General features: G+C 50.4%; 24 protein-coding genes. 10 read left to right on the top strand and 14 right to left on the bottom strand.

The genetic code is table 11. The annotated features are described in order from the left end of the window. Positions 1-100: 100 nt before the first annotated feature. Entirely contained in the window at positions 101-712 is a 612-nt protein-coding gene (locus D6M16_RS03555; protein ID WP_120510599.1) for a TetR/AcrR family transcriptional regulator, read from the bottom strand. A 194-nt stretch (positions 713-906) separates the two neighbouring features. Between D6M16_RS03555 and D6M16_RS03550 the strand changes: the two genes are divergently transcribed. The 6 genes from D6M16_RS03550 to D6M16_RS03525 all read left to right on the top strand — a co-directional run bounded on the left by D6M16_RS03550 (position 907) and on the right by D6M16_RS03525 (position 6,657). After that, positions 907-2,505 carry a DUF4331 domain-containing protein gene (locus tag D6M16_RS03550; RefSeq protein WP_120510598.1) on the top strand — a complete coding sequence of 533 codons (1,599 nt, stop codon included), beginning with the start codon at positions 907-909 and terminating at the stop codon, positions 2,503-2,505. A gap of 11 nt (positions 2,506-2,516) precedes the next feature. Further along, a complete protein-coding gene (locus D6M16_RS03545; protein ID WP_120510597.1) occupies positions 2,517-3,023 on the top strand; it encodes an Ig-like domain-containing protein in 507 nt (168 codons plus the stop codon). Positions 3,024-3,108: 85 nt separating this feature from the next. Further along, entirely contained in the window at positions 3,109-4,161 is a 1,053-nt protein-coding gene (locus D6M16_RS03540; protein WP_120510596.1) for a tetratricopeptide repeat protein, read from the top strand. Between the two features lie 21 nt (positions 4,162-4,182). Next, positions 4,183-5,295 (top strand): HupE/UreJ family protein, encoded by a 1,113-nt coding sequence (locus D6M16_RS03535; protein WP_120510595.1) that lies wholly within the window; start codon positions 4,183-4,185, stop codon positions 5,293-5,295. Between the two features lie 124 nt (positions 5,296-5,419). Continuing rightward, complete coding sequence (locus D6M16_RS03530; RefSeq protein ID WP_120510594.1) at positions 5,420-5,953, top strand: sigma-70 family RNA polymerase sigma factor; 534 nt, start codon at positions 5,420-5,422, stop codon at positions 5,951-5,953. Next, a complete protein-coding gene (locus tag D6M16_RS03525) occupies positions 5,950-6,657 on the top strand; it encodes an anti-sigma factor (protein WP_120510593.1) in 708 nt (235 codons plus the stop codon). Before D6M16_RS03530 ends, D6M16_RS03525 begins: the two co-directional genes overlap by 4 nt. A 135-nt stretch (positions 6,658-6,792) precedes the next feature. Here the strand turns inward: D6M16_RS03525 and D6M16_RS03520 are convergent, their stop codons facing one another. Further along, entirely contained in the window at positions 6,793-7,356 is a 564-nt protein-coding gene (locus D6M16_RS03520) for a TetR/AcrR family transcriptional regulator (protein WP_205576826.1), read from the bottom strand. A gap of 155 nt (positions 7,357-7,511) precedes the next feature. Here D6M16_RS03520 and D6M16_RS03515 point away from each other — a divergent pair, with 155 nt between their 5' ends. Beyond that, a complete protein-coding gene (locus D6M16_RS03515) occupies positions 7,512-8,708 on the top strand; it encodes an MFS transporter (protein ID WP_120510591.1) in 1,197 nt (398 codons plus the stop codon). A gap of 64 nt (positions 8,709-8,772) precedes the next feature. Here D6M16_RS03515 and D6M16_RS03510 read toward each other — a convergent pair whose 3' ends face one another. The 5 genes from D6M16_RS03510 to D6M16_RS03490 form a co-directional block, all read right to left on the bottom strand. Next, the gene (locus D6M16_RS03510) at positions 8,773-9,495 is read right to left on the bottom strand and encodes a glutamine amidotransferase-related protein (RefSeq protein ID WP_120510590.1); all 723 of its coding nucleotides are present in this window, start codon (positions 9,493-9,495) and stop codon (positions 8,773-8,775) included. A 31-nt stretch (positions 9,496-9,526) separates the two neighbouring features. Beyond that, positions 9,527-10,897: a glutamine synthetase family protein gene (locus tag D6M16_RS03505; protein ID WP_240435517.1), complete on the bottom strand. Its 1,371-nt coding sequence runs from the start codon at positions 10,895-10,897 to the stop codon at positions 9,527-9,529. A gap of 177 nt (positions 10,898-11,074) precedes the next feature. Continuing rightward, on the bottom strand, positions 11,075-11,509 hold the full coding sequence (locus D6M16_RS03500; protein ID WP_120510588.1) for a DUF2214 family protein: 435 nt from the start codon (positions 11,507-11,509) through the stop codon (positions 11,075-11,077). 40 nt (positions 11,510-11,549) lie between these two features. Then, positions 11,550-12,497: an alpha/beta hydrolase gene (locus D6M16_RS03495; protein WP_120510587.1), complete on the bottom strand. Its 948-nt coding sequence runs from the start codon at positions 12,495-12,497 to the stop codon at positions 11,550-11,552. Between the two features lie 46 nt (positions 12,498-12,543). After that, entirely contained in the window at positions 12,544-13,644 is a 1,101-nt protein-coding gene (locus D6M16_RS03490; protein ID WP_120510586.1) for a GGDEF domain-containing protein, read from the bottom strand. A gap of 378 nt (positions 13,645-14,022) precedes the next feature. Here D6M16_RS03490 and D6M16_RS03485 point away from each other — a divergent pair, with 378 nt between their 5' ends. Next, positions 14,023-14,706 (top strand): RT0821/Lpp0805 family surface protein, encoded by a 684-nt coding sequence (locus tag D6M16_RS03485; RefSeq protein ID WP_162940917.1) that lies wholly within the window; start codon positions 14,023-14,025, stop codon positions 14,704-14,706. A 55-nt stretch (positions 14,707-14,761) separates the two neighbouring features. Here D6M16_RS03485 and D6M16_RS03480 read toward each other — a convergent pair whose 3' ends face one another. From D6M16_RS03480 to D6M16_RS03465, 4 genes are all read right to left on the bottom strand, one after another. Continuing rightward, on the bottom strand, positions 14,762-15,223 hold the full coding sequence (locus tag D6M16_RS03480) for an anthrone oxygenase family protein (protein WP_120510584.1): 462 nt from the start codon (positions 15,221-15,223) through the stop codon (positions 14,762-14,764). A gap of 8 nt (positions 15,224-15,231) precedes the next feature. Beyond that, positions 15,232-17,571 (bottom strand): membrane-bound PQQ-dependent dehydrogenase, glucose/quinate/shikimate family, encoded by a 2,340-nt coding sequence (locus tag D6M16_RS03475; RefSeq protein WP_120510583.1) that lies wholly within the window; start codon positions 17,569-17,571, stop codon positions 15,232-15,234. Positions 17,572-17,754: 183 nt separating this feature from the next. Further along, positions 17,755-18,336: a GNAT family N-acetyltransferase gene (locus D6M16_RS03470; RefSeq protein ID WP_120510582.1), complete on the bottom strand. Its 582-nt coding sequence runs from the start codon at positions 18,334-18,336 to the stop codon at positions 17,755-17,757. A gap of 42 nt (positions 18,337-18,378) precedes the next feature. Further along, complete coding sequence (locus D6M16_RS03465; protein WP_205576825.1) at positions 18,379-18,897, bottom strand: GNAT family N-acetyltransferase; 519 nt, start codon at positions 18,895-18,897, stop codon at positions 18,379-18,381. Between the two features lie 341 nt (positions 18,898-19,238). On the opposite strand from D6M16_RS03465, the gene D6M16_RS03460 reads away from it, so the two are divergent. Further along, the gene (locus D6M16_RS03460) at positions 19,239-20,696 is read left to right on the top strand and encodes a diguanylate cyclase domain-containing protein (protein ID WP_120510581.1); all 1,458 of its coding nucleotides are present in this window, start codon (positions 19,239-19,241) and stop codon (positions 20,694-20,696) included. Positions 20,697-21,042: 346 nt separating this feature from the next. Further along, a complete protein-coding gene (locus tag D6M16_RS03455) occupies positions 21,043-22,497 on the top strand; it encodes an EAL domain-containing protein (RefSeq protein ID WP_162940915.1) in 1,455 nt (484 codons plus the stop codon). A gap of 46 nt (positions 22,498-22,543) precedes the next feature. Here the strand turns inward: D6M16_RS03455 and D6M16_RS03450 are convergent, their stop codons facing one another. From D6M16_RS03450 to D6M16_RS03440, 3 genes are all read right to left on the bottom strand, one after another. Further along, the gene (locus D6M16_RS03450) at positions 22,544-24,160 is read right to left on the bottom strand and encodes a methyl-accepting chemotaxis protein (RefSeq protein WP_120510579.1); all 1,617 of its coding nucleotides are present in this window, start codon (positions 24,158-24,160) and stop codon (positions 22,544-22,546) included. Positions 24,161-24,320: 160 nt separating this feature from the next. Next, the gene (locus tag D6M16_RS03445; protein WP_120510578.1) at positions 24,321-25,016 is read right to left on the bottom strand and encodes a DUF4336 domain-containing protein; all 696 of its coding nucleotides are present in this window, start codon (positions 25,014-25,016) and stop codon (positions 24,321-24,323) included. A 128-nt stretch (positions 25,017-25,144) separates the two neighbouring features. After that, positions 25,145-26,185 carry a DUF2955 domain-containing protein gene (locus D6M16_RS03440; protein ID WP_120510577.1) on the bottom strand — a complete coding sequence of 347 codons (1,041 nt, stop codon included), beginning with the start codon at positions 26,183-26,185 and terminating at the stop codon, positions 25,145-25,147. Positions 26,186-26,190: the final 5 nt, after the last annotated feature.

Raw genomic sequence — 26,190 nt, 5'->3', positions numbered from 1 at the left:
TTCAGGATATAACACCCAAGCGCTTTCGCTCTTTACCTCGTTGGGCGGAAGCGCTTTTTTATTGGTTTCAAGTTTACTGACGATTTGAAGTGTATCAGCTTCAGGCTGATTTAATCTGGCAACCCCGAATCACCAGTTGAGTCAGAAATTCTGCGGCATCAGCAAAATCCTGATCATCCAGTGCTTCTTTTTCCAGTACATTGCAAATCTGCCAGCTGAAGTCGGCATAAGTCTGTGTCGATGCCCAGATAGTAAACATCAGATGCTGCGGCGATACACGCGCCATCATCCCCTTTTCTATCCAGCGCTCGAGTTTGGCAATGATCATTCTAGATTGCGCCAGCAACTCATCGCCAATATCTGACGGCAGATACGGTGCACCCGACATCACTTCGTTGGCAAACACTTTGGACGCAAAGGGGTGATCACGGGAAATGCGCAATTTGGTCTGAATATAAGAAGTGAGCGCCTGAGCCGGATCATCGAGTTGTTCAATCGGACTGGAAGCTTCCAGCAATGGCTGTGTCACACTTTCCAAAACCGCACGGTACAGGTTTTCTTTGGTCTTGAAGTAGTAATACACGTTCGGTTTGGGGACGTCGGCCAGCTTCGCGATATCGGCGACTTTCGTTGCTGCAAAACCCTGCTCCGCAAACAGGCGACCCGCAAACTTGATAATAACTTCCTGATTCTTTTCTCGAATACGTGACATAACCTGATTTCACCCTCCAACCGATGCAACGCCTCATACTAGTCGAACTGACCCGCGAATCAAAGTCTGACAAGAGTATTTGCCTGATATCTCCGGCGATTTCTCTTTTTTCTGTATCGCCGTAAATTTTTTGCATCCAGTTGCCGTCCCCAATCGTTTACTCAATGACCACCAACAACTAAAAAGGATCCATCATGAATACCAAACTCGTTGTGAGTGTCATTGCGATGAGCCTTTCCGGCATCGCGTCAGCTTCCAGTCACCGAGAAGCACCAAACATCACCCGGCTTCCCACTCTGGACTCTACCGACTTTTACGCCTTCAACAGCTATGAAAGCGGCCGGGAAGATTACGTCACCCTGATCGCCAACTACATACCGCTGCAAGATGCTTACGGCGGCCCGAACTACTTCGCGATGGATCCGGCCGCCGTGTATAGCATCCATATTGATAACGACGGTGATGCGATTGAAGATCTGACCTTTCAGTTCCAGTTTAAAAACGCCCTGCCGAACAACAACACAGGCGTCGCCCTTAATATCGGCAACAGCGGCGAAACACAGTCTGTGGCCGTGCCGTTAAAAGTTGTCGGCGGGATCAGTGCCGCCGATCAGAGCGCGGCAAATTTCAGTGAAACCTACACCCTGAGTCTGGTCAACGGCCCGCAACAAAATGGCCAGCCAACCAAACTCACCAATGTGTCAACAGGCCAGACAGAATTTCACAAGCCACTGGATTTCATCGGTACCAAGACCTTTGGCAGCGAAAGCGGCTATGTCGATTACGCCAATCAGTTCATCTATGAATTTACCATGCCGGGCTGCGCTGCTACGGGTAAAGTCTTTGCCGGCCAGCGCAAAGATCCATTCGTCGTGAATCTGGGTAAAACCTTCGATCTGGTTAACTATGTCCCTGTCGAAGGCGACAGTGCGCCTGGTGCCTCTGATGGCGGCGGTTTTCCGGGCGGAATTACTCAGTCAGCCGACAATGATGATCTGAGGCTCAAAAATGTCACCGAGCTGGCAGTTGAAGTCCCCAAAGTCTGTATTACCGGAGATGGCAACGGCACCATAGGTACCTGGACGACGGCCAGCTTGCCACAGGCAAGGATTCTGAATCCGAATGCGACCTTCGCCCGTCCGGAAGTCAATGGCGGCGCGCTGACGCAGGTCTCCAGGCTGGGCAACCCGCTGGTCAATGAGCTGGTTATCGGCTTAAAAGACAAAGATACCTTCTCAGCATCCAAACCTGCCGATGATACTCAGTTTGCAACATATGTCACACACCCAAGCCTGCCAGAGTTGCTGAACATTCTGTTCAAAGACGCGGTCAATGCGACACTGGGAACCAACCTAGCCACACTGGCGCCCACCAATTTCCCTCGCAACGATCTGGTCACAGCATTTCTGACCGGCTTCCCCGGCGTTAATCAGCTAAAAACGGTAACACCATCAGAAATGTTACGCCTCAACACAGCCATTGCTGCTAAACCTGTTTCCCAGCAATCGTCTTTCGGTGTTGCTGGCGACGATCTGGCGGGTTTCCCTAACGGACGCAGACCCGGTGATGATGTGGTAGATATTGCCCTGCGAGTTGTCATGGGCCGTTTATGTTACCCCATTCCTGTGAATGGAACAGATACAGATCTGGGTCTGTGCCAACCGGAAGATGCCAATGTCGGCAACGTCCCCTTTACTGATGGCGCACCGGTCAATGCCACCATGATGGGCGACAGTTTCCCTTACCTGGCGCCACCTCTTTCCGGTTCTGGTACTGACATGGTTTCAGAGTAAGGAGCAGCACAATGACTCGATCTATTCGCACTACCTTGCTGCTGTCAGCCGTGATCCTGGCGGGCTGTAACGGCAGTTCAGATTCCGGTCAGGATGCACCCGGGGGGACAAATGCCGCCCCGGTTGCAATGCCGCTGAGTCTGACAACACAAACCGATACCCCAATAACCGGCTCGCTTAAAGCCACAGACAAAGATGGCGACACCCTTCGCTTTGCGCTCGGCAATGCGCCGGGTCAGGGTACAGTCGTGATCACACCAGGCGGCACCGTCACCTATACCCCGGCCAGCGGGATAACAGGGAACGACCAGTTTAGCTACACGGTCAGTGACGGAAACAACGAGCCTGTCAGTGCACAAGTCTCTATCACGATTGAGGTACTCCAGGTCAGCTTTGCCTCGTTCAGCCGAGAGGTATTCAATGCCCCGTTAAACAGTACACCGAAAAGTCTGCGCGGGCGCTCTGTCAGTAACGACGTAAGCAGTCCGGATTTTTATGACGATCTGCTGATGGAATAAGGTTACCTGCTGTGGCCTGCTGCCAGGCCACCTTTGCGTTGTGTTCGATCGGCCAGGGATGGCCACTTTTTAAGGAAATCGTCCCATGAATACACATTCTTTTCCTGCACTGATGATCGGTATTGCCGCGTTATGCAGTGTATCCGTGTTTGCAAAGCCTTACCTGCCTGACAATCAGGATGCCGCTTTGCTGATGGTACCGGAACTGGCTGTCCAGTCAGCGACGCTGGAAGACATACGCACCTTAATTGACAACGCGCAGCGTCCGTCCGGCACTATTGATGGTTTCAGCCTGGCCGATGCTCTGATACAGCCACATCTGAATACGAACGCCTCCCCAGAGGCCCTCTACCTCTGGGCCAGGATTCAGCAGCACCAGCATGATTTCAAAGGTGCCGAGCAAACGCTAAAACGTTTACTGGCACAGCAACCCGATGATGCCAGTGCACGATTACTGCTGGCCAGCGTGCAGACTATCCAGGGTAAATTCACGCAAGCCAGGCAATCGTGCCTGCAGCTTATTGGCCGGTCTTCGATGCTCGTAGCGGCGGCCTGCGCACTGGACAACAGCTTTCAGCAAGCGAAAACCGAAGACAACCGCGTCCAGAGCTATAGTGAACTTCAGTCAGTTGCCACGCGTTATCCGTCACAACATCAGGAAGAATCTGTCTGGCTCATGCAAATCCTGGCGGGCATGGCACTGGCGCTTAACCGTCCGGAAGAAGCCCTGGCGCATCTCAGCCTGCCTGCTGACAGCCAGCGACCGATCAGCTATCTGAGTTTATGGGCAGAGGCTCAACTGGCTCAGGATAACCCTCAGGCTGTACTCACCACCCTGGCAGACGTTGTCTCCCGTTCAGGGGCTACTGATGACAATCTACTGCTGAAACTGGCCCTTGCAGAACAGATGACAGGGAGATTTCAACACTGGCAGGTTCGTTGCCTGAACCGGATCACCCTGCGTGAACAACGACAGGATACGACCCATGCCGGTTTACTGGCGAGCTATTACCTGCTGCTCGGTGATCGCCCTGACAAGGCGCTGTTCTGGGCCAAAATCAACTGGCAGCAAAACCGCCTGTTATCAGACCGACAATTGCTGATAGATGCTGAGCAGGCTTTTAATCAGCAAGCATGAAGCTTATAAGGACACCCTATTATGCGAACTCTCGTTATCCTTTTTGCACTGCTTGCCACTGCATTTACGGCACGCGCACACCAGTTAAGCACTGCATACCTGACCTTAGAGCAAGATGAAAACGCCACGCTGAGCGGTAACTGGCAATTACAACTGTCAGATCTGTATGCACTGATGGCCGATAAGGGAATTGTTCTGGACGCCAATCAGGACGGCAACCTTGCCTGGCGTGAAATCACGAACCAGCAGGCTGCAATCCAAGCACAGTTACTGAGCCAGCTGATCTTCGATCAGGACGGACGTCGTTGCGATATGGTGGTCGCTGGCAACATGATGCTGGAATCACACGCCAACCAGCTCTATCTGTGGCTGCCGTTAGAGGTCAATTGTTCGTCGGCTGCCGGACTGAATCTGTCCTATCAGGCTATGTTCGACATCAATACCGGCCATAAGCTGATCGTAAATATTGCTCAGTCTGAGCAAAGCATCAACAGAATCCTGGATACCAGTCACCGCTCGCTGGCAGTCAATATTCAAGCGTCTTCCATTGGCGAAACGGCACGTGAATACCTGTATCAGGGGGTCGTCCATATCCTGATCGGTACCGACCATATCCTGTTTCTGCTGGCCTTACTCCTGACTTGTGTGCTGTATCGCGATAAACAACAATGGAAGGGCATCGACAGTCCAAAATCGATACTGATCAGCACTACCTGGATTATCACAGCCTTTACCCTTGCCCACTCTATTACGCTGACAGCAACAGCGCTTAACTGGTTGCCATCGAGCCGCTGGGTCGAGTTCTTGATTGCTGTGTCTGTCGTTTTTGCCGCCCTGAATAATATCTTTCCGCTGATCACCAAACTGGGCTGGGTGACCTTTGGTTTTGGTTTATTGCACGGCATGGGGTTCGCGTCTGTACTGGGCGAACTGGGGTTGCCGGCAAGCCATACGTTGCTGGCGGTTGTGGCGTTCAATTTAGGGGTCGAACTCGGACAGTTGTCGATACTGCTGCTTGCTTTACCTGTGTTGATGCTTGTCAGACATCAATGGCGCTATCAGCGCTGGTTTATGCCAGCAGGCTCAGCATGTATTGCCCTGGTGGCTGTCCAGTGGTCCATAGAACGTTTCTGAATTTGTGGACGGTATATCAAACAGACGTTATGGAACTGGCGAATACTTTTGTGGCTGCTAACGTTGAAACAAGCTGATAAATCAGTTTCTTAACGTATTTCTTCATCACAGTACAAGGACAGACATGGATCAGGACGATCATCTCAAACTCATCAGCGCTACGGCACTGGGCGACAGGCAGGCCTTTGCCAGGCTGTATCAGCAAACCAGCGGCAAACTGCTGGCTGTATGCCTGAAAATGCTGGGGAACCGGGCGCTGGCCGAAGAAGCGATACAGGATGCTTATGTGAAAATCTGGCATAACGCGGCAGATTATCAGCACCATAAAGGCAGTGTCCTTACCTGGATGATCAGCATCGCCAGATACCGGGCCCTGGATATATTGCGTTACCAGAAAGTCAGAAAAGAAGACGCTATAACCGGTGAACCAGCATCACTGGAAGCAAGTGATGACAGGTTTACCGATCTCGACGCCGGACACAAATTAAGCCAGTGCATTGATGAACTGCCCCAGGAGCACCAACAGGCGATTCATCTGGCTTACTTTAACGGGCTGAGCCATCAGGAAGTGGTCCACTACCTGGATAAACCGCTGGGAACCATCAAAAGCTGGATTCGCCGAGGGTTACAACAACTACAAAGGTGTCTGACGCCATGAACTATAACAACCAGACATTAATCGATATGCTGGCCGCCGAGTACGTACTGGGGACATTACGCGGCCCGGCCCGGCAACGCTTTCAAACCCTGATGATGCAATCTACCCGCATCCGTGAAGCAACCTGGCAGTGGGAACAGCATCTCAACGACATTAACCATCGGATTAGTCCTGTCGAGCCAAGTGCTGCTGTCTGGCAAACGATCAGCCAGCGACTCGGTTTTGATGAGAACACAGCCAAAGAGACCGGCCATCATGTGCTCAAAAGCGGACTGTCCCGTTTGTGGCCTATGCTGACGGGTATTACCACAGCGGCTTCGCTTCTGCTTGCTGTTCTGCTCTGGCGGGAAAGCCAGATCCCCGTCGCACCCGGACCGGTCCAGCATGTGGCTGTTGTTAAAGGGGAAGATGCTTCTTCATACTGGCTGATAGAAGTCCATTCGCGTGATATCACTGTCCGGGCAGGCTCTTCGTTCCAGGGACTGGCCGACAAAGATTACGAGCTGTGGGCAGTGGCCGCCAATGAGCCGAACCCGGTTTCTCTTGGCCTGTTGCCAAAAGAAGGCGAGCTGGTACTGGCAAAAAATACCCGCTTTGATCAACTGAACATTCAGATGCTGGCGGTCAGCGAAGAACCACTCGGCGGCTCACCGTCCGGATTACCAACCAAGGTGCTATATACGGCAGAACTGGACAGGCTCTGACACCAAACGAAAAGTGACATCGTCACTTTGTGATCTGCTGTCCAATATAAAATTGTCATTCTTGTAGCACGCAGGCTATGTCCCCCGCTTTGAATTTAAGTAAAAGCGGGGGCTGGCAGCAGGCACACCTTAACCTTAACGCCTCAGACCATTTAACATCACATCCAGCGCTTGGGCAGCTTCATTCAATGCCACCGCGCTGTCCTCGCTGTCTGCAATATAACGCGCGGTGTCCAGCAATGCCCCGTTGATCAGCCTGGCAAGCATCACAGGTGATGAGGTGTCAGGGATGATTTTATCCCCGACTAATTGCGTCAGTAAGTCGGCAATCGCGTCAACGCAGCTCATGCGGACAGCCTGAATCTGTTCGCTATCAAGCACCGATGACGCATCCCTGATCATAATCCGTTGAATATCCGGCTCAGTCGCCATCTTCAGGTAGGCATGACAGCGCCCTGAAAATGCACTCCAACTGTCCGGGGCGCTGGCAGAGATCGCCTGCAGTCTGCTATCCATCTCCTGATCCAATTGCTGGTACACGGCAAAAAACAAGCCTTTCTTACTGCCGAAGTGATGATACAACGCACCACGGGTTAACCCCGCTCGGCCAGTCAACTCATCCATTACAGTGTCGGCAAAGCCAACTGTACCGAACCACACACGGGCATGCTGCAGCAAGGCAAGCCTTGTCTGTTCCATCGTGATTGCTCTGTTCATGCGAGTTAATGTTCCGAAAATATGAAAACAAGTTCATTTATAGTTGACATACACCGCGTATGTCAATTAGTTTCTTATGCACCCCATCTGCCATAAGCACGCATGGGCATATTCTTAATGACTGACTGGAGATATTCATGGCAAATCCTTATAAAGCACTGTTTCACGCCCCGGGAACATTGGCTTTTTCCCTGACAGGGCTGATTGCCCGCCTGCCCATATCCATGGCGGGTATTGGGATAATCACTATGATTTCCCAGCTCTCCGGCTCTTACTGGCTGGCCGGTGCGGTTGCCGCCACGTTCACACTCTCAACCGCCTTGATTGCTCCACAGATTTCCCGTCTGACAGACCGCTATGGTCAGGGCCGCATCTTGCCACCTGCTGCAGCGATCAGTGTGCTGGGTATGCTGCTGCTTTTGGTCTGCATTCACTTCGGAGCACCCGACTGGACACTCTTTCTGTTTGCGGTACTGGCCGGGTTTATGCCCAGCATGCCGGCCATGGTCAGAGCGCGCTGGACACAGATCTACAAAGGTCAGCCTGCCCTGCATACGGCTTACTCACTCGAGTCTGTGCTTGATGAAGTCTGTTTCATTGTTGGGCCTCCTATCGCCGTCGGTCTCAGTGTTGCTGTGTCACCCATCGCCGGACCGCTTGCGGCAGCTCTAATGCTGGCTGTTGGCATATCATTGTTCAGCTTGCAGAAAAAAACCGAACCTCCGGTATCAGAACAAACGGATCATCAGCAAGAATCTGCACTTGAACCTCTCACCATGAAAATGCTGCTGCTGACACTGATAGCTTTGGGCACCATAGTCGGTACTGTTGATGTGCTCAGTGTTGCCTTTGCCAAACAGCAGGGTGTGCCTGTTGCGGCCAGTTTTGTCTTGTCGGCCTACGCGGCAGGTTCCTGTATTTCCGGGCTGGTGTTTGGCGCACTGCGTCTGAACCTCACTTTGCCGAAACAATTGTTACTGGCTTCCATCGCCACTGCGGCAGCCACACTCCCGCTGCTGTTTGTTTACGATGTGCTGACGCTGTCCGTCTCCGTTTTCGTCGCGGGCATTTTCTTCGCACCGACCATGATTGTAACTATGGGCCTTGTTGAAAAGATTGTGCCTGAGTCAAAGCTGACCGAAGGATTTACCTGGATGATCACTGGCCTGGGAATCGGGATTGCCGCCGGTGCAGCACTCACTGGCTGGGTCATAGACGAGATGGGAATTCGTGCCGGATTCACCGTCACGATGGCGGCTGGCGGCGGTGTTCTGCTGGCAAGCGTGTATTGCTATCGTTTACTGCAACAACGTATGGCGCTGCAAACTGCCTGATCGTCAACATATCAGGGGATAGACAGCAGGCTCATACGCTGAGCCTGCTCTTTTTCTTCTGGTTTTATGTCTGGCTATTGGTCAGGGCTGTATCAAGAAAACGCACAATCCAGGACACCACCAGCTTGTCATCAACCGGTTGCGATAACGAGTTGATGCCTTTTTCATAAGCTTCAGCGGAGTAAAGCGGCTGCCGGGCTGTCATCAGATCTTTCACATAGTTTTTAGTGAACTCAGGATGTCCCTGTATACCGAGAAAATAGGTATTTATCCGAATCATGGCATAAGGGCAAAAATCACTGCCTGACAGCACTTCAGCCTCAGGAGGTAGCTGACTGATCTGATCCTGATGGCTGACCACAAGAGAGACTGTTGATCCGGCACCTTTCATCCAGTCGATTTTTTTCTTAACCGCATAGCTGTTGACACCTATTCCCCAGCCTCTGCCGGATGTCACCACTTCACCACCCAGTGCCTTTGCCATCAGCTGATGACCAAAACAGATCCCCACAAAAGGCTTTTTCTCTTCATACAGTTTTTCAATGAAGGCCAGTAAATGTCCAATCCAGACAAAGCCATCATTGGCGCCGAATTGACTACCCGATGTAATGTAAGCATCGCACTCATCAGGGTCTTTGGGGTATTCACCGTCAATCACACGGTAGAACACCAGGGTGATATGTTTTGAATAATCATTAAACAGAGCGGAAAACATGTCCCGATAGTTACCGTGCGCGACCTGTAGCTCAGCCGCCACATCGTCACACAAGAGCACACCTAATCGCATCCTTGTCTCTCCCAGTCTGTACCATCGCCAATTAAATGATTTCGAAATACCGGGCAAGCTCCCAGTCCGTGACCTGCTTTCTGAATTCGCGCTCTTCCCACTCGCGTGTAGCGGCAAAGTGCTCAACAAACTCTTCTCCCAGCAGGGAACGGGCAGCATCGGAGGCTCTGAAACGCTGTGCTGCCTCCCACAAAGTGGCGGGCAGTGCCAGCTCTGGCGGTTGCGGCTGATCATAGGCATTGCCTGCCACCGCATCCAATGGCTGCCATTGGTTCATGATGCCGTACAAACCTGAGGCCACAGCCGCTGCCAGTGCGAGGTAAGGATTGGCATCTGCCGCGCCCAGCCGATATTCAATGCGCTGAGATTTCTCATTTCCCGGTATCACTCTCAGAGCTGTCGTGCGGTTTTCAATGCCCCATGTTGCGTGTGTCGGCGCCCAGAAACCGGGCACCATCCGGGTATAACTGTTGATTGTTGGCGCAATCATACACAAAAAATCGGGCATCAAACGTTGCTGGCCCGCCAGAAACTGCCGTTGGATTGTGCTCATCCCCTGTGTTTTGCTGGCATCATAAAAAGCAGATTGTCCGTTTTTATGCTGGAGAGATACATGAATATGGCCGCTTTGGCCCGGATAGTCCATTGACCATTTCGCCATGAAGGTCGCCAGCAAATCCCGCCGCTGCGCCAGCACTTTCATGTAGGTTTTAAAGAGCGCCGCTTTGTCTGCGGCGGCTTCTGCCTGATCAACCGCAATGGCCGCTTCAATCACACCCGGACCTGTTTCAGAATGAATTCCCTCTATGGGGAAGTCCATAGTCTGCCCCATGGCCAGAATGTCGTGATACAGCTCGCTGTAGACTGAGTTGCGGATCATTGAATAGCCAAACCAGTCCGGCGTTACCGTTTGCAGGTTACGGAAGCCTTTCTCCCGAGCAGAATGCGGTGTTTCGCGAAACAAAAAGAATTCATATTCCAGTGCAGCATTGACTTCAAATCCCAGTGCATCCGCTTTTGCCAGCACTCGTCGTAACACCCCGCGTGGGCACACGGCTTCGGCCGTACCGGTAAATTCAGCAATAAAAAGCAGCATCCCCTCTTCATCCAGCACATCACGGCAAGTATGCGGCAGAATACGCACCGGGGCATCCGGATACCCGGTATGCCAGCCCGTATACTGAGTGTTGTCATAGAGCTGATCTTTTGCATCCCAGCCCAGCACCACGTCACAAAAAGAAAACCCCTTCTCCAGCGATGCCACAAACTTGGCTTTGGACATGTATTTGCCGCGCATGATACCGTCATTATCAAACAGCCCGACTTTGACATGGGTCAACCCACGCTCCTCGATAATCGCTATTGCATCGGCCACGGTTTTTACTGCTCGCGCTTCCATCATCAGCCTCACCCCCCTTGCTAAACCAGCAGAGCAGCGCCGCACAACAAGTACGGTTCGGCCCTTACATTAAGCTTAGATGCGATTTTGCAACATACTGAGTTTCAGGCAGTTTTGAGAGAGAAATCTGAGCCCATCACAAAGCCTCGCGCTCTTTCGTCAAGCGGTATCCGCTGTGCATCAGCCAAGTCCGACACCTCGTGCCATCAGCACAGCCAGCAAGGGAATCACAAGCAGCAGAAGTAACTCCAGACGGATAAGAATAACAATGACAGGCGGAACAGGAATGGTTTCACGGGTTGTACGTCTGTGCCTGTAAAAGAAAACGGTCGGAAAAACCGACAAGGCGGCCACTATCAGAAACAAAGTCACTTTGGCATGAAAGACCGGATTGGCGGTGTAAAAATCGGCAGGTTTGCCCACCAGAAACCACATTGCCAGCCCGGCCAGAAGTACAACCACGGCTGATATACCATAGATAGCATCCCACCTTGCCAAACGATGCATTTCCTCGGCTGTCAGGCGGCGTTTGATCAGCATATGCTCAACCACCAGTACCGAGAACAGTGCAAAAATGCCGATAAAGTGGAAATAGCGAATCACGATTTCGAACATACTGGGTCCTTATTGTGCAAAGAGACAAAGGTGCAAAGAGTTAGTTATCACCCGATGTTATTAAAAACTCTGCAATTTTCTGATAAGTGGCACGACACTGCATCGGCACGAGCGATTCAAGATTAAGGTAGGCGTGGATCATGTCATCAAGATGAAAATGTTCGGTAGGGATTCCCAGCGCTGACAATTGCTGCACGTAAGCCACACCTTCATCCCTTAACGGGCAGAATTCAGCCGTGATCATCAGCGTTCGGGGCATTTTCTCGCTCTTAGCCATAAACAAAGGCGAGGCGGCCTGCCTGTCTTCGCCATGCTGAAAATACTGATCAAAATACCACTGCATTTTATCCTGCTGAAGAAACAGCCCTTTGCCGTTTTCTGTGACCGAAGGCTGACTCATTGTGTAATCCAGGCTGGGGTAAATCAGCACCTGATTGTGTATGTTAACGTCCGGATCATACTGATAGTCAGCGCTCAGTGTTGCCGCCATAGCGCCGCCCCCAGAATCCCCCACCAGTGTCAGTGTCGATAAATACGCTAACTTATGTTTTTCAAGCAAAGGCCAGAGTTGCCCGATCACCATTCTGGCATCTGATAAACCCTTGGGATACGGCGACTCAGGCGCCAAACGATAATCAACCGACACCACAATATGTTGCGTGGCTTTTGACAGTTTACGACAGATGGGATCATACACAGCCACGCTGCCAGCCATGTGGCCGCCGCCGTGCAGAAAAACAATGACAGGCAACGGCCTGTCAGGTGCGGGATGATAAATACGGACAGGAACAGTCTGCGACTGCTGACTGGCGTGGGTATCGAGCACCCTGGCTATGTCTGGCGAGTCAGTCACACACGTCGCGGTCAGGCTCGACAGCCCGTCCCGTATAGCTTCAACCGTTGCCACATAGCCAGCTTGCCGCAGTTGCGCTAACCCCTGATTGTAGGCATCCAGCCACATTTTCAATCCATTATCCAGTTTTACCATGACTTAGCCGACCGACGCCTTCCCGTTGAGATTAAAGACCGGTGCATTAACTTAAGGTATCCAGATACACTGGCTCTTCGCTGCAAAACACAGTTTTCGCTCTGCCATTCGCTTTAGCCTGACAAAGTGCCTGATCGGCTCTGGCTACCATGGCATCCATAATCTGCGCCGGTTTGACAAACTGCGACAGGGCATTTTCATCAACCTGCCGGGTTTTCACATGACAGATACCTACGCTGGCCGTCAGTTTTTCATCCACCAGCGCGAGATTATCCAGCCCGCTCATTAAGCGATCACACACCACTTCAATGCCTGATCTTTCTGTATCGACCAGCCAAATGACAAAAACCTTACCGCCGTATCTGGCCCCAATATCGTAGCTTCTCAGGTTCTCTGTGAGCACTTTGGCAAACTCAATCAATACTTTGTCACCAAGCAAATGGCCGTAGGTATCGTTCAGTTCCTTAAAATAATCTATATCAACCAATAGTAAGGCGGCTTCCTGTGGTTGTTTGCTGCGGCGAAAATGATTAACCGACCGCAACAGTTTTTCCGTGAAAGCACGACGGTTCATCAGCTTGGTCAGCGGATCTGTCGAGGCCATTTGCTTGAGTTTTACGTTCAGTTCACGTAATTGGTTTTCCTGCATTCGCCGTACCATCTCAACTTCTATCCAACTCGCCATCAGTTGAAGAGAATCGATATCAATGTCTTTGAATGCACGGGGATAAGGAGCCGGGCTGGAAAAGTTCAGCGTTCCCCAGGTCACTCCGCCCACGTGGATAGGAATAGCAATATAGGATTCAAGTCCAAAATGCCGGTAGGCAGGATGGCTCCCCAGTATATCGCTGTTACCGACATGCTCAACGGCAACGACACCGTCCGACTCGCAAGTGACAGCGCAGTAGGTCATGCCAAATTCAAACTGATTACCTGGCATAAGGGGCATATATTCCGGGCAAATACAATAACGTATGGTGTACGTATCGCCTTCTACCTGGGCAAGAATACCGATATCCAGATCGAATCGCTCCAGTCCCAGCTGAATAAGCGCATGAATCTGGAAATCAAAACCTTTATCGTAGGACTGGGTAATTTGATGTAAACGGCGAATCACGTTTTCGCTTTCAGAATATTCAGTGTGCATACATTCCCTTGTTCTGTTAACTGCACCCGACTCAGTAGCTGTAACTGATAACTCATGAGGGATCACTCAACTATAGTGAGTCAGGGCAGCATACCGTCTGCTCAAAGAAAGATAAGCTACCAGTTACATATAAAAATACAATACACAAGCGCCGAGGATTCAATATCAAACGCATCAGAATTCATTGTCACTGATATCGTCAAGAATAGACTTCGCTGACTATTCTGCCCGAAGAAGTATCGATTTTTAGACCCAGGACATGGAATCCACAAGCCTATGAATACGCTGCCTATACTGATTAAATAAGGGAGTATAGACACAAAAGCAGGAGGCATCCGGTCATTCAATGCACAGCCATTAGATATGGAGTATTCGACAATGCATCGAACAGTCTCTTTTATGTTGTCAGGCTCATCCTTACTGCTGTCCTCTCTGATTTTAGTAACGTCCGGCACTCAGGCCGCCGAAACTTCATTTTCGGCCGGCAAAAAACTGGCGCTGCTCAGTAGTCAGCAACCCATCTACTCGCCACAGGTAAATATCGAAAAGCGCACAGGGCGTATCACCAAAGAAGAGTTAAAAAAGGGTGTGATGGACAGCCGCCATTATGTCGACATCGACGACTACCTGGCCAAACAGAACAAGAGCAATACTGCTGTCCCGCCGAACCGTTATTATGTGGTTAACAGTATTCGGGTCACCCGGCCTTACGGCAGCTGGTACGATGGCTACGGACAATACAGAACGGCCCAGGAAGCCAGCCACTGGCTGGGATTCACGGCGATTCATTTCGAATTGCTCGACCAATTGAATGAACATCAGCAACGACGCCATGAACAGGCGCAAATAACGGCCACTACATCGCCTGTGGGCCGTCCCGTACAATGGCAGGATGGTGCGGCTTCTGGTTCGGTAAAAGCAACGCGGGAAGGGACAACAACCAGTGGTCGCTATTGCAGGGAATTTCAGCAAATGGTGACAATAAACGAGACAACAGAAACCGCAGTCGGCACCGCCTGCAAACTACCAGACGGTACCTGGGAAGTGGTCTCGACCGGCTAATAATCTACTATCTTTGATCCGGCTCCGTTCAGAGGCCGAATAAACACCGGCGCCGCTAATCCAGTATCAGAGCCGCATAATAAACCAGACTGGCCAGCAGGCTCATGGCGGATCTTATTGCGTGCAGCCTCCCCCAGTGCGCTAACAACATGTAGGTTGTGCTGGACTGCTTTTTGAGTGCCGGTGACTGAAGCTGTTTATTCAGCGGCATAATCATCAGGTAAGTAAAGGGTATCACCGCAGCTATCAGCGCTCCGCCCAATAACCACAGCATCGAACTGCCTAAAGCCGCCGCTGTCACCGCAGCAAATGCCGAGCATAACGCCAGACTGAATTGCATTCTGGCGGCACGGCGATAACTGGGACTGAATTCAGTTGCCGCTATTTCTGCGCCACATTCCAGCCTCGCAGGATGCTCAGCAATACTGATATAACAGGCAGCGCCGCAAAACAGGCTGGCGCTGAATGCCGCCAGTGCGCCGGAGAGTTCCGCGCCAGTCACCACAAAAGACATCATGGTTTCCGCTATTTTTTCAGCTTAAAGGCAACAACATAGTCGCCAAGGGCGGTGCCGATTGAACCATGGCCTCCGGCCACAATCACCACCATCTGTTCGCCCTGGCTGTTAAGGTACGTCATAGGCGTGGCCTGTCCACCCGCGGGCAGACGGGCTTTCCATATTTCTTCGCCGTCACTGAGATCATAGGCACGCAGATAGTTATCGACTGCGGCAGCCATAAAGACAACACCGCCTTTAGTAATGATTGGCCCGCCTATGCCGGGAACGCCCATTTCAATGGGCAGTGGCAAGGGGGTCAGATCGCGAATGGTCCCGTTTTTATGCTTGTAGACCACTTTACCCTGGCTCAGATCGGCACCGGCCACATAGCCCCAGGGCGGTTGCTGACAAGGCACGCCCAAAGGTGATAAGAAAGGTTTCAGGCTGACGGCGTAATCAGCGCCTTCGTTGGCATTCACACCATGCTCTCCCACGTTCACTTCGCCCAGCGAGGCACTGCTGTCTTTCTTAATTAAGGTGGATGTAAACGCCAGATAGAGCGGCATACCGAACATGACCTGCCGCTCTGGATCCACGGCTATTCCACCCCAGTTAAAGACACCGAAGTTACCGGGAAAGACGATAGTGCCCTGCTCTGAGGGCGGCGTATAACGCCCTTCATAACGCAGCTGACGAAACTGAATACGGCAGTAGAGCTGATCAATCAGCGTGGCGCCCCACATGTCTTTCTCTTCCAGCGGCAGCGGATTAAAATTCAGTGCCGATTCAGGCTGCGTCGGAGAAGCAAAATCACCGTCAATCGTTCCCTGTGGTGCGGCGACTTCGGTAATCGGATGAATGGGCTCGCCGGTCTGGCGGTTCAGTACATAAACATCACCCTGTTTCGTCGGGACAACCAGCCCGGGCACCAGACCACTGTCCGTCTGAATATCAAGCAGGCTGGGTTGTGCCGGGGTATCCATATCCCACAAATCATGATGAACAAACTGCTGTACCCAGGCAGGCTGCCCATTATCCAGGCGTAATGCCACTACCGAAGAGGCGTATTTCTCTTCCTCTGGTGTGCGATACATGCCCAGTTGGTCAGGAGTACGGTTACCCATGGGGATGTAAATCAGGCCCAGCGCTTCGTCTGCACTGGCGACAGACCAACTGTTTGGCGAACTGGTCGCATACAGTTTGTCTTTGGCAATCGGTTTAGTCTCCGTTGGATTGGCCGAATCCCAATTCCACTTCAGCGCCCCGGTTTTTACATCGTAGGCACGGATAACCCCGGATGGCGAGTTGATGTCATAGTTATCATTGACTGAGCCAGCCACGACGACGACCCCTTTCGCGACCACAGGGGGAGATGTGGAATAATAATAACCGGACTTGGGAAAGGGCATATTGTGCAATAAGTCCAGCACCCCATCCTCAGCAAAGTTTTTACAGCGTGCCCCGGTGGCCGGATCCAGCGCTATCAGCCTGGCATCTGAGGTCGGTAAAAAAAGCTGTGCATCGCAATCAATACTGGCTAATGTTTCTGCCGCACCGGAACCGGGCTGCGAAATCATGGCCGGCTCGCCCGCCTGAGGCGCAAGATAAGACACCCCGCGGCAAGTCTGGTGCTGACGCTGATTGTCCTCACCAACCTTGGCGTTATACACCCAGCGCTGTTCGCCGCTGTCGGCATCCAGTGCCACCAGCCAGTTGTGGGGAGTACACAAATACAGGATATTGCCGATTTTCAAAGGCGTCGCCTCATAGGTGAACTCGCCAATATCCCCTTTTCTTTTCACATCATCGGTTTGGTACTGCCAGGCTTGCTCTAAATGACGCACATTCTGCGGCGTAATAGCCTCCAGCGGCGAGTAACGCTGCCCCAGATTACTCCGGCCATAACTGTACCAATCCTCTGCTGGCACCTGCCCCAGTTTGGGTGTCTGAACGATAGTGGAAGTGTTGAGCTGACCTTCGAGTGTGTGGGTGTCATTGAACAGGCTGCCCAGCGTGACCAGTGCAACTAACCACCAGTACGCGGTCAGACGGCTGATTCTGGTTCGCCCCATCAGTCGGAAAGAAAACAGCAGGGGGATACCCAATACCAGCAGCAGCCCCATCCTGCTTGCCAATGGCCACCAGTCGTAACCGGACTCCCACAATGACCAGATCAGCGATGCCAGCAAAAACAAGCCGTACAGGATCTGTGCGTTACCCCGCTTGGTTCTGACTTTTACAGCAACCAGCAAAAACACCACACCTGCAATGGCAAAATACCAACTGCCGCCCAGAGAGATCAGCCACAGGCCGCCCCCAAACAGCACCAGCCCGATGAGGAGATACAGAAATGCGATGAATCCCATGCGCCTCTTCCTTCTTAGTGTTTTCCGGCAAAATCGGACGGCAAGCAAAATGGGTTACTGACACGCTGACCGTACCTAAAAAAGCGTAGACTATGTGGAAAAGAAGTACTGAAATTCAATCAGATGTGACGAAGAAAATAGCGTTCAATGTGGTCGCGCAAAGCGCGACACAGTTAGTCCCCATCAGCCTTTATTCAACCGCAGCCACTCTTGTCGTGTAATTCGGTACAGGCAATGCTCAGCCAGTGAGTGATCATGCGGCAATTTAGGATGCATAAAATTTTGCTGACAATCAGACATGCCCAGCTTCTGCATCACTCGCCGGGAAGGCTGATTGGTTAAGGTGGTAAACGCATAAACGGCAGGTGCCTGCAGCTCGTCAAACGCATAACGCAGGGCACATTGTGCTGCTTCAGGTGCAAACCCTTTCCCCCATTGATCGGCAGCCAGTCGCCAGCCAATTTCAATAAACGGGGTGTTAGGGATATCAAGGTCCTGATAATGCAAACCGGTAAGGCCAATAAATTGACCGGTATCCTTTCTTTCTACAGCCCAAAAGCCCCAGCCATTATCCTTAATCAATGATGTGGCTTTGTGTGCAAGCTGAACGCTTTCGTCTTCACTCAGGGTTGCAGGAAAATACCGCATCACGTGCGGGTCTGAACACATGGCGGCAAACGGCGCGTGGTCTTCCTCTTGCCATTGCCTGATGATGAGCCTTTCTGTCTGCAGCTGACAAACATCTCTCTTTAGTATTTCAATCATTGGTTATCTGCCTGTGTTTGTTTGGCGATCACAGCCATGTGATCACTCCTGATAATTTGCATCCAGCAATTTGGCCATATAAATTTCATCAACATACTGCCCATTCACCCGCATGGCATCTCGTCTGATCCCTTCCTCTGCAAACCCGGCAGACGTATAAAGCTGACGAGCGGGTGCGTTATGTGCCATCACGGTCAGCTCAATACGGTGAAAAGTATGTTGGGAAGCCCACGATTCTAACGACGTCATCAGTTGCCGGCCAACCCCCTTACCCTGAGCGCTTTTTCGAAGGCCAATAGCGCAGTAAAGCGAATGCCTGATACGGTTCATTTTGCCACCCACCCCGACAATAAAGCCGACCAATTCACCGGCTGCATCTTCAGCGACGAACATAGTCTGCTTATTGGAATCCACCCATTCCGGCAATTGCTCTCTTTGCTGCTCTATCGTCAGCTGACGCTCTCCGGGTTCAAACAACATGAAATCTGTCTCCGTATCGAGCAAATGAAACAGTGCCACCAGCTTTTCAGCATCATTTAATGCCACTTTTCTGATTATCATGCTTACTCCAGTCATTATTCTTTGGCTTTTTCATCAGCCCGCTACTTTACACAATTAACACAAGCGCACAAAACCCAGTTGCATAATTAATGTTCATAAATGAAATTCACCCTTTCAATACAAAACCTATTTCACTTAATGCAATGATCTTTCTGAATTTACCTTTTAATCAATAAACGGTGAGAATCAAACTTTGTGCAGAAGATTAAATTTTTGTCATTTCGACCTGCTTAATTTTTTTCCTGAATTAGACTTGTGGGAGCCTGGTCAAAAATCAAACAAATCGTTACATTCATTTTCTCTAAAACAGTGGTATAGATTGCAGTTCTCAGGGAGGAGCAATGAGAAATCAGTTTCTCAAGCTTTTAGTATTATTGGCTGGATTTACACCGGTAATCGCAAGTGCCTCTCATCAGGATCCTTTGAGACAACCCTTAGCAGATTATGAACTATGGGCAACTGAACTGGTTTCACAGGAAGTGTACTACTGTTTTAATCCGTCCTGGCGTCCGTATGATTACCATGAACAAGCGCAACACAAAGGCATTTTTGCTGATTATCTGCACCTAATTGAGGCTTATCTGGGTGTCACTTTCCACCCTTATTTCACCAATAGCTGGACGGAGTCGTTATCAGCCCTTCAGCAAGGACACTGCGATTTCATTCCGGCTATCAGCCAAACACCGGAACGGGAAAAATACCTGTCGTTTACCTCCCCTTATTATCTGATTCATAATGTCCTGGTTGCCAAACCCGATAAACCCATGCTGAGGTCTTTGGATGAATTGGCCGGAAAGGCAATTGCCGGGCCGGAGAACACTGCCGTCATGACCAGATTACAAGCCTCCCACCCGGATATTCAGCAAGTCTATGCTGCAACGCCTTTGCAAGCCATGCACCTGTTAAATACCGGGGAAGTGTACGCCTTTGTCGCCCCGTTAGATTCACTGGTAGATGAACTGAAAGAGGATGTCTTTCGTAAAAAGATCATTGCCAAGCTCGACTTCTCACTGCCTATTGCTGTCGGGGTCAGGATAGACAAGCCCGAATTGCTCACGCTGATGAATCTGGCAGTACAATCTATTACTCCTGAAGAGCATCGTCAGATTTCCAGAAAATGGACGCAATTCACCCTGATAGAGAATCATAATTTCACAGATATTTATCGCTGGCCTGCCGTCTTGCTGGTAATTATTCTTGTACTTGGCTTCTGGATAACCCGATTACGCGATGAACTAAAACAACACAGTCAGACTGAAGCTCAACTGAGACACATGGCCAATCATGATGCGCTGACCAATCTGCCCACTCTTCGCTACGCCCAGGAAAAAATTGACAGTGCCATCCAGCGTTGTCAACGTAACAGTACCAATCTGGCATTGATGTTTGTCGATCTGGACGGATTTAAAGACGTCAATGATACCTATGGTCATGATGCCGGTGACAAGCTGCTGAAAGCCGTATCGCTCAGGCTGGTGAATTCACTGAGAGAAACCGATACTGTGGCCAGAATCGGGGGCGATGAATTTATTCTGGTACTGGAAAATATTGCAACCACCGATACAGCAACAATGCTGGCAGACAAAATACTCGCCATGTTCAGCCGTCCTTTCATGCTGGCAAACAAACCGCTCCAGCTTGGTGTCAGCATAGGGGTTTCAATGTATCCGTCACACGGCACAACCCGCGAATCTTTGCTGAAACATGCAGATCAGGCCATGTACTGTGCGAAGAAAAACGGCAAAAATCAGTGTCAGTTAGCCTTTGCGCAACAACAGATTTCTGTTGAACGAATCTGACCGTGCTTACTACACCTAACAGATTCAACAGTGAAAGCACCGCATTCGTTGATGTACATCAACCCACCGATACGGTTGCAATGCAACCAAGATTTAAAAGGTTATCAGAATGCTGTAACATTCATGTTGCCGTCTAAAAGAAGTCATAATAAGTGCAAAAACACAACAATCGCAGAGTAACCATGTTTACTTCTTCATTATTAGTATTCACATGACTTTAACCTGTAAAAACTGGTTCCTTTTTCGTTTTGCCACTCGGTACAGACATTTTCTGCTGGCAGTCTTACTGGGGCTCTGCGTCTTAGCTTTCGGCTTGGGCGCCATCTACCTGCATGCCAGAGGTAGTTTGGAAAACCTTGTTGAAGAAAAGGCCAACATTGCCAGTGCACTTTTTCAAAACACCATTGATGAGGCCCATACTGCCGTTAATAAGGCCACTCCATTGCTCAGCACCACCTGTAATCCTGACACAGCAGAAGAATTAAAACGTATTTCCGTGCTCAGCCCAAACATTCGCACCATTAATTTAGTGAAGAATGATTACATTTATTGCTCATCACTGTTTAACCGGCGGTTAAAAAAGAATGCGAACACCCGTATTTCCGTCGATTACCGGCTATTTCTGACCACACATAATTATTTCAATCCAAATGAAAAAATTCTTTTCCTCAGTGAAAAAGTTGGCGACAAATATGCAATCGCGAGCATTGATGTTCACTACATAAAAAAAACGCTCAAGACGATCGGTCAGAATATCCCGTTAACAATAACATTAAACAATAAGCAAAGCGTGGCATATTCTACACTTTACCCTGCGACAAAAGACGGCACATTAGTTGCCTTGGATTCCCGGGATAATGAGTTCATTATTTCGTCCCGGATTAGCCAGAAAATGTATCTGGATTACATGCTGTCGCATTTATACATTGCGATGTTCTTGTGTGCCATTTTTGCCTTTATCATTAGCGTAAATGGTTACCGCCAGCTCAAACGCCCGCGCTCACTTCAGGAGGAGTTACAGCGAGCCGTAGATGAAAATGAGTTTTTGCCTTACCTTCAACCTATAGTGAACGCTCATGGCAGAATTTGTGGCGCGGAAATATTAATCCGCTGGCACCACCCGAGTCAGGGTTTTATCATGCCTGACTTGTTTATTCCTCTGGCTGAAGACACGGGCCTCATTAATGTGATGACCACTCAGTTGTTGTCCTGTGTCAAATCTTATCTGCACAACAATCAGAGCTATCTGCCCGACGGCTTTCACTTAGCCATTAATATCAGCCCGGCTCAATGTAATAACCTGCTTTTCTATCAGGACTGTCTGAGTTTTATTTCTGCTTTTCCGGAAGGAAAAGTCAAACTGGTTGCCGAACTGACAGAAAGAGAGTTCATTAAAGACACAGGCAACGCTGCTCTCCTGTTCGAGAAACTACACAATCTGGGGGTGCAAATTGCGCTGGATGACTTCGGCACCGGTCATTCTTCACTGGCGTATATCAACCAGTTCAACATCGACATCATTAAAATTGATAAGAGCTTTACACAACTGATTGGTTCGGTCGACATGCCGAGCCACATTGTCGATAACGTTGTTGATCTGGCAAACAGACTGGACATAGATGTAGTAGCGGAAGGCGTGGAAAACACAACACAGGAAGCTTACCTCAAACAACATAACATTCAGTTCTTCCAGGGCTATCTTTACGATAAGCCCCTCCCTCCGGCGATCTTCATGGAAAAAATGAAAGAGCAGAGCGACATACAGGCACGCCTACAAGCGAATACGTCCGTTGAAGAATAACGGATTCAAGCAGGCAGGCGCATTGCCTGTTTGAATCCTTACAGCGCTACACCTTAAAGTAAGCAAGGTGCTGGTTAAGTAATTCAGAGGCTTGCGCCATTGCCTGACTTTCCTGAGCAAGATTCATGGACGACTCTTTCATTACATTAGCGGACAGATGAATACTGCTGACATTTTCATTCATTTCATTAGCCACTAAGCCCTGCTGTTCCGCTGCGGCGGCTATCAGCACCACCCTGTCAGTGGTCTGATTCAAATCAGACACCATATTTTCAAACGTGCTTCGGGTCTCCAGCGCAATATCCACACAACTTGCCGCCTGAAAATGGCTCGATTGCATGGTTTTACTCGACTGCTCGGCAATGCTGGTCAGTCTGTCGATACTGGCTTTTACCTCAGAGGTCGACTGCTGAGTGCGACTGGCAAGATTTCTGACTTCATCGGCAACCACGGCAAATCCACGTCCCATCTCACCGGCTCTGGCCGCTTCAATAGCGGCATTCAATGCCAGCAGATTGGTCTGTTCCGAGACATCCTGAATCACGTTTACCACAGCGTGAATATCTTTCACTCCCTGTAACAGTTCATTGACGAAGCTGTCAGCCTGAGTGATGTTTTCGGCCACCGACTGAATATTGTCACTGGTGGCTTTCATACTGACACTGCTTTGCTGTGCCTGCCCGGCAACATGAACGGTCGCCTCAGAGGTACTTTCTGCATTTTGAGCGACATCGTTAATGGTTGCAGACATTTCATTCATCGCCGCCGACAATTGTTCAAGCTGAACGTGCTGAGATTCGACGCTGGTTGCCGTTTCTTCACTGGCACTGGCAATACGGCCAGCCATCTCGCGCGATTGCTCTGCAGACTGACTGGCTATTTTGAGCGCCGCCTGCAGTTTATCCAGCATGCGGTCGACTTCCCGCCCCATTTCACCAATTTCATCTTTACGGTTTTTATTCAGCCTGACTTTCAGATCACCATCTGCAATAACATGAACCTTTTCGACCAGCGCATTGAGCGGTGTGACAATATCATGTGCCAGCAAGTACCCAATCAATGCCAGAATAATCACTGCAATGGCAGCAAAAGCCGATGCCTGGGTCAGGTTGCTGTAGAAAACATCGTCGATATCCGATACCAGCACACCCGAGCCGACTATCCATTCCCATTCAGGCACATACATCACGTAGGATATTTTTTCGTGCAGCCGGCCATCCGGTGCCCGCCAGGTATAATCCAGAAAACCCTGGCCTGTTGTGGTTGCGATATTCGCCATTTCACGCCAGTGATACTTGCCCGAACCATCCCGGATCGTGGAAGCATCAGCCCCGCTCAATTCCGGCTTTAACGGATGGATTATGACTTGCTGCCCTGGGTTGGTAATCCAGAAATAGTTATCACCATCATACCTGAGCTGTCCGATGGCCTTCAGTGCCATACTTTTCGCCTGCTCTGTGCCTAATTCCGATGCCTGAGCGGCAAAAAACGCAATGATACCTTGCGCGGTTTCGACCTGTGCACGCAGCTTATCCTCACGCTCACTGAATGAAGCGCTGCGCTGCTGCGCCAGATTGTAAATACAGACAGATACAATAATCCCAGCGGCGATAACCACCAGCAGCTGCAGCTTAATTTTTATTGATATATTTCCAAGTTTCACGTGATGTCCCTGCCAAAATAAGCAACAAAGCGCTTATTTTGCAGCAGGGTATCGTCCTATTAGTTATCTGAAATCAAAGAAAATTGAAATCATATGCCTGAGAAGCATGTATCATAACAATATGTGACAGCGCTCATAGAAAGGTGCGGTTGTACTCAGGCTATGAGCCGGGTTTAAGCCAGGAAAACGCGCGTCGTAAAAAAGCCACAGCATCCTGTGTGATCAGTTCCCCGTGCGCCAGCACTATGGTCTGCGGTTCCCAGCTCAGTATGTGCTCAATGTGACGCCGGGCCTCTGGCTTGTTCAGATAAAAGGATAAACGCCAGTCGAGAGGGGTTTTGCCGCTAGGCGCCATCACTCCTGCACTTTTAGCGATCACCCTTTGCCAGGGTTTAAAAGAATCGGCTGGAAAATTTTCTATCAGATCAGTCAGTATCAGCGTGCGTGTTTCCGGATGAAAAAAAACACATTCCTGCATCGCTTTCGAGCCGGTAAACAGCAATTGTTCAATAGCAGGCTGCCAAGGGTAATCCGATGATGAGGTAAGCTCATCGTCGAAGTGAAGATCACTGCGCTTGTGAATCACTTCTTTCGTCCCGAACGTGGTTGCATTGGGATAAGCCTGCTGCCACTGAGCAACAAACAGGTGATGTAAATGATTTGGCGCGATTAAATAACTCACCTCCCCCAAGGCATTGACCGCTTCCGCCAACTCTGTGGTCAGCTCAATCGGACTATGCACCCACAATTTTCCGTCAGGCAGTATCACCACTGTCATACGGGTTGTGTATGGCAGAGTAAAAAACGGCACCGCATTACCATCTGCTATCCAGACTGACTCATTAAAGGCATACATATTGAATCCCCACCCATCCACTTTATATGTGTCAGAAAGCATACCATTGAGAGGAATAAGGTTGAAGTAAGTGAGGCAGCACGCGCTGGCATGAAAGTACCGGCTAATTCCTATTACATTCCCCTCCACTACTGAGCCGGGCTGAAACGTGTGGCTTCAAAGCTGTTCAGTAAGCGGTGAATCAGGTAGGTTACCAGCAAAGTAGTCACTATCGCGAAGAAGATACTGCTCACCCGGTAGAGCGCACTGAACACCAGATCATTGCCCGGGGTCAGATACTGCCCGTACAAAATCCCCAGGGTTGTCAGCCCGCCAAAACCGGCGCCTGAACCACTCGACTCCTTAACATGCATATAGCTGAACAGCATGGCGCCTATCCAGAGCAAGGGAATAATCAATACCAGCATCCCGGACCAGTCGTACAATAACAACTGCCCTGCCATACCAAAGGCGACCCCCATGATTGTGCCCATCGCCCGTTTACGGGCATAACCCAAGGCGCCATTCCAGTTCATCGGAAATAGCAGTAACAAAGTGGTTGCCTGAGCCGACATCGAATCATTGAGATCAAAGATCTGGAAAACCAGAAACGACATGGTAGCAATACTGGCCCCCATCAGCGCTTCATGGCGCATCCGGTGGGACCCTTTCGGCTCGCTGGGACGCGCTGGCGGCTGACGGGGTTCGGCATCAGGGATCAAAAACGTCATCAGGTAAGCAATCACCACCGACAGCACATTGGCCAGCAGATTACTGAATATCAGATCATTCAAATCTGAACTCGGATAACTGGCAAAGTGCAGCATAATGCTCAGGCTGAGTACGCTGTTCGCCCCGAACAGGAAAAGCGTCCCTTTGGACATACAGGCAAATTTGTACAGAAAAAGCACGAAAGCAATCAGAGTCATCATGCCCGGATGCCCGCCAAAGAACCCGCCCAGTATCCCCACTTCCAACCCGCACACTATCGCCGCAGCCAACAGCTGACGCGCGGCATGTGCACTCATGACAGGCACCATACCCAGCAGCAGCATGGGGGTAACAGTAAAAAAGACGCCGTAGTTCCAACCGAAAATCTTACTGATGGCAAAACCGAGCGTGGCACCGGTGGCAATCCGCAGACACTGACGGAAATCGTTTTCCGACATCGGGTGATCCCATAATTTCATGGCAC

This window comes from Photobacterium salinisoli (assembly GCF_003614885.1).
GTDB lineage: Bacteria > Pseudomonadota > Gammaproteobacteria > Enterobacterales > Vibrionaceae > Photobacterium > Photobacterium salinisoli.
The sequence above is the reverse complement of the archived record's forward strand: the minus strand, read 5'-3'. Positions and strand labels throughout refer to the sequence as shown.

Coding starts and splice junctions, on each gene's coding strand:
- D6M16_RS03555 (WP_120510599.1), bottom strand. CDS start 712: ATGTCACGTATTCGAGAAAAGAATCAGGAAGTTATTATCAAGTTTGCG.
- D6M16_RS03550 (WP_120510598.1), top strand. CDS start 907: ATGAATACCAAACTCGTTGTGAGTGTCATTGCGATGAGCCTTTCCGGC.
- D6M16_RS03545 (WP_120510597.1), top strand. CDS start 2,517: ATGACTCGATCTATTCGCACTACCTTGCTGCTGTCAGCCGTGATCCTG.
- D6M16_RS03540 (WP_120510596.1), top strand. CDS start 3,109: ATGAATACACATTCTTTTCCTGCACTGATGATCGGTATTGCCGCGTTA.
- D6M16_RS03535 (WP_120510595.1), top strand. CDS start 4,183: ATGCGAACTCTCGTTATCCTTTTTGCACTGCTTGCCACTGCATTTACG.
- D6M16_RS03530 (WP_120510594.1), top strand. CDS start 5,420: ATGGATCAGGACGATCATCTCAAACTCATCAGCGCTACGGCACTGGGC.
- D6M16_RS03525 (WP_120510593.1), top strand. CDS start 5,950: ATGAACTATAACAACCAGACATTAATCGATATGCTGGCCGCCGAGTAC.
- D6M16_RS03520 (WP_205576826.1), bottom strand. CDS start 7,356: ATGGAACAGACAAGGCTTGCCTTGCTGCAGCATGCCCGTGTGTGGTTC.
- D6M16_RS03515 (WP_120510591.1), top strand. CDS start 7,512: ATGGCAAATCCTTATAAAGCACTGTTTCACGCCCCGGGAACATTGGCT.
- D6M16_RS03510 (WP_120510590.1), bottom strand. CDS start 9,495: ATGCGATTAGGTGTGCTCTTGTGTGACGATGTGGCGGCTGAGCTACAG.
- D6M16_RS03505 (WP_240435517.1), bottom strand. CDS start 10,897: ATGATGGAAGCGCGAGCAGTAAAAACCGTGGCCGATGCAATAGCGATT.
- D6M16_RS03500 (WP_120510588.1), bottom strand. CDS start 11,509: ATGTTCGAAATCGTGATTCGCTATTTCCACTTTATCGGCATTTTTGCA.
- D6M16_RS03495 (WP_120510587.1), bottom strand. CDS start 12,497: ATGGTAAAACTGGATAATGGATTGAAAATGTGGCTGGATGCCTACAAT.
- D6M16_RS03490 (WP_120510586.1), bottom strand. CDS start 13,644: ATGCACACTGAATATTCTGAAAGCGAAAACGTGATTCGCCGTTTACAT.
- D6M16_RS03485 (WP_162940917.1), top strand. CDS start 14,023: ATGCATCGAACAGTCTCTTTTATGTTGTCAGGCTCATCCTTACTGCTG.
- D6M16_RS03480 (WP_120510584.1), bottom strand. CDS start 15,223: ATGATGTCTTTTGTGGTGACTGGCGCGGAACTCTCCGGCGCACTGGCG.
- D6M16_RS03475 (WP_120510583.1), bottom strand. CDS start 17,571: ATGGGATTCATCGCATTTCTGTATCTCCTCATCGGGCTGGTGCTGTTT.
- D6M16_RS03470 (WP_120510582.1), bottom strand. CDS start 18,336: ATGATTGAAATACTAAAGAGAGATGTTTGTCAGCTGCAGACAGAAAGG.
- D6M16_RS03465 (WP_205576825.1), bottom strand. CDS start 18,897: ATGATAATCAGAAAAGTGGCATTAAATGATGCTGAAAAGCTGGTGGCA.
- D6M16_RS03460 (WP_120510581.1), top strand. CDS start 19,239: ATGAGAAATCAGTTTCTCAAGCTTTTAGTATTATTGGCTGGATTTACA.
- D6M16_RS03445 (WP_120510578.1), bottom strand. CDS start 25,016: ATGTATGCCTTTAATGAGTCAGTCTGGATAGCAGATGGTAATGCGGTG.
- D6M16_RS03440 (WP_120510577.1), bottom strand. CDS start 26,185: ATGAAATTATGGGATCACCCGATGTCGGAAAACGATTTCCGTCAGTGT.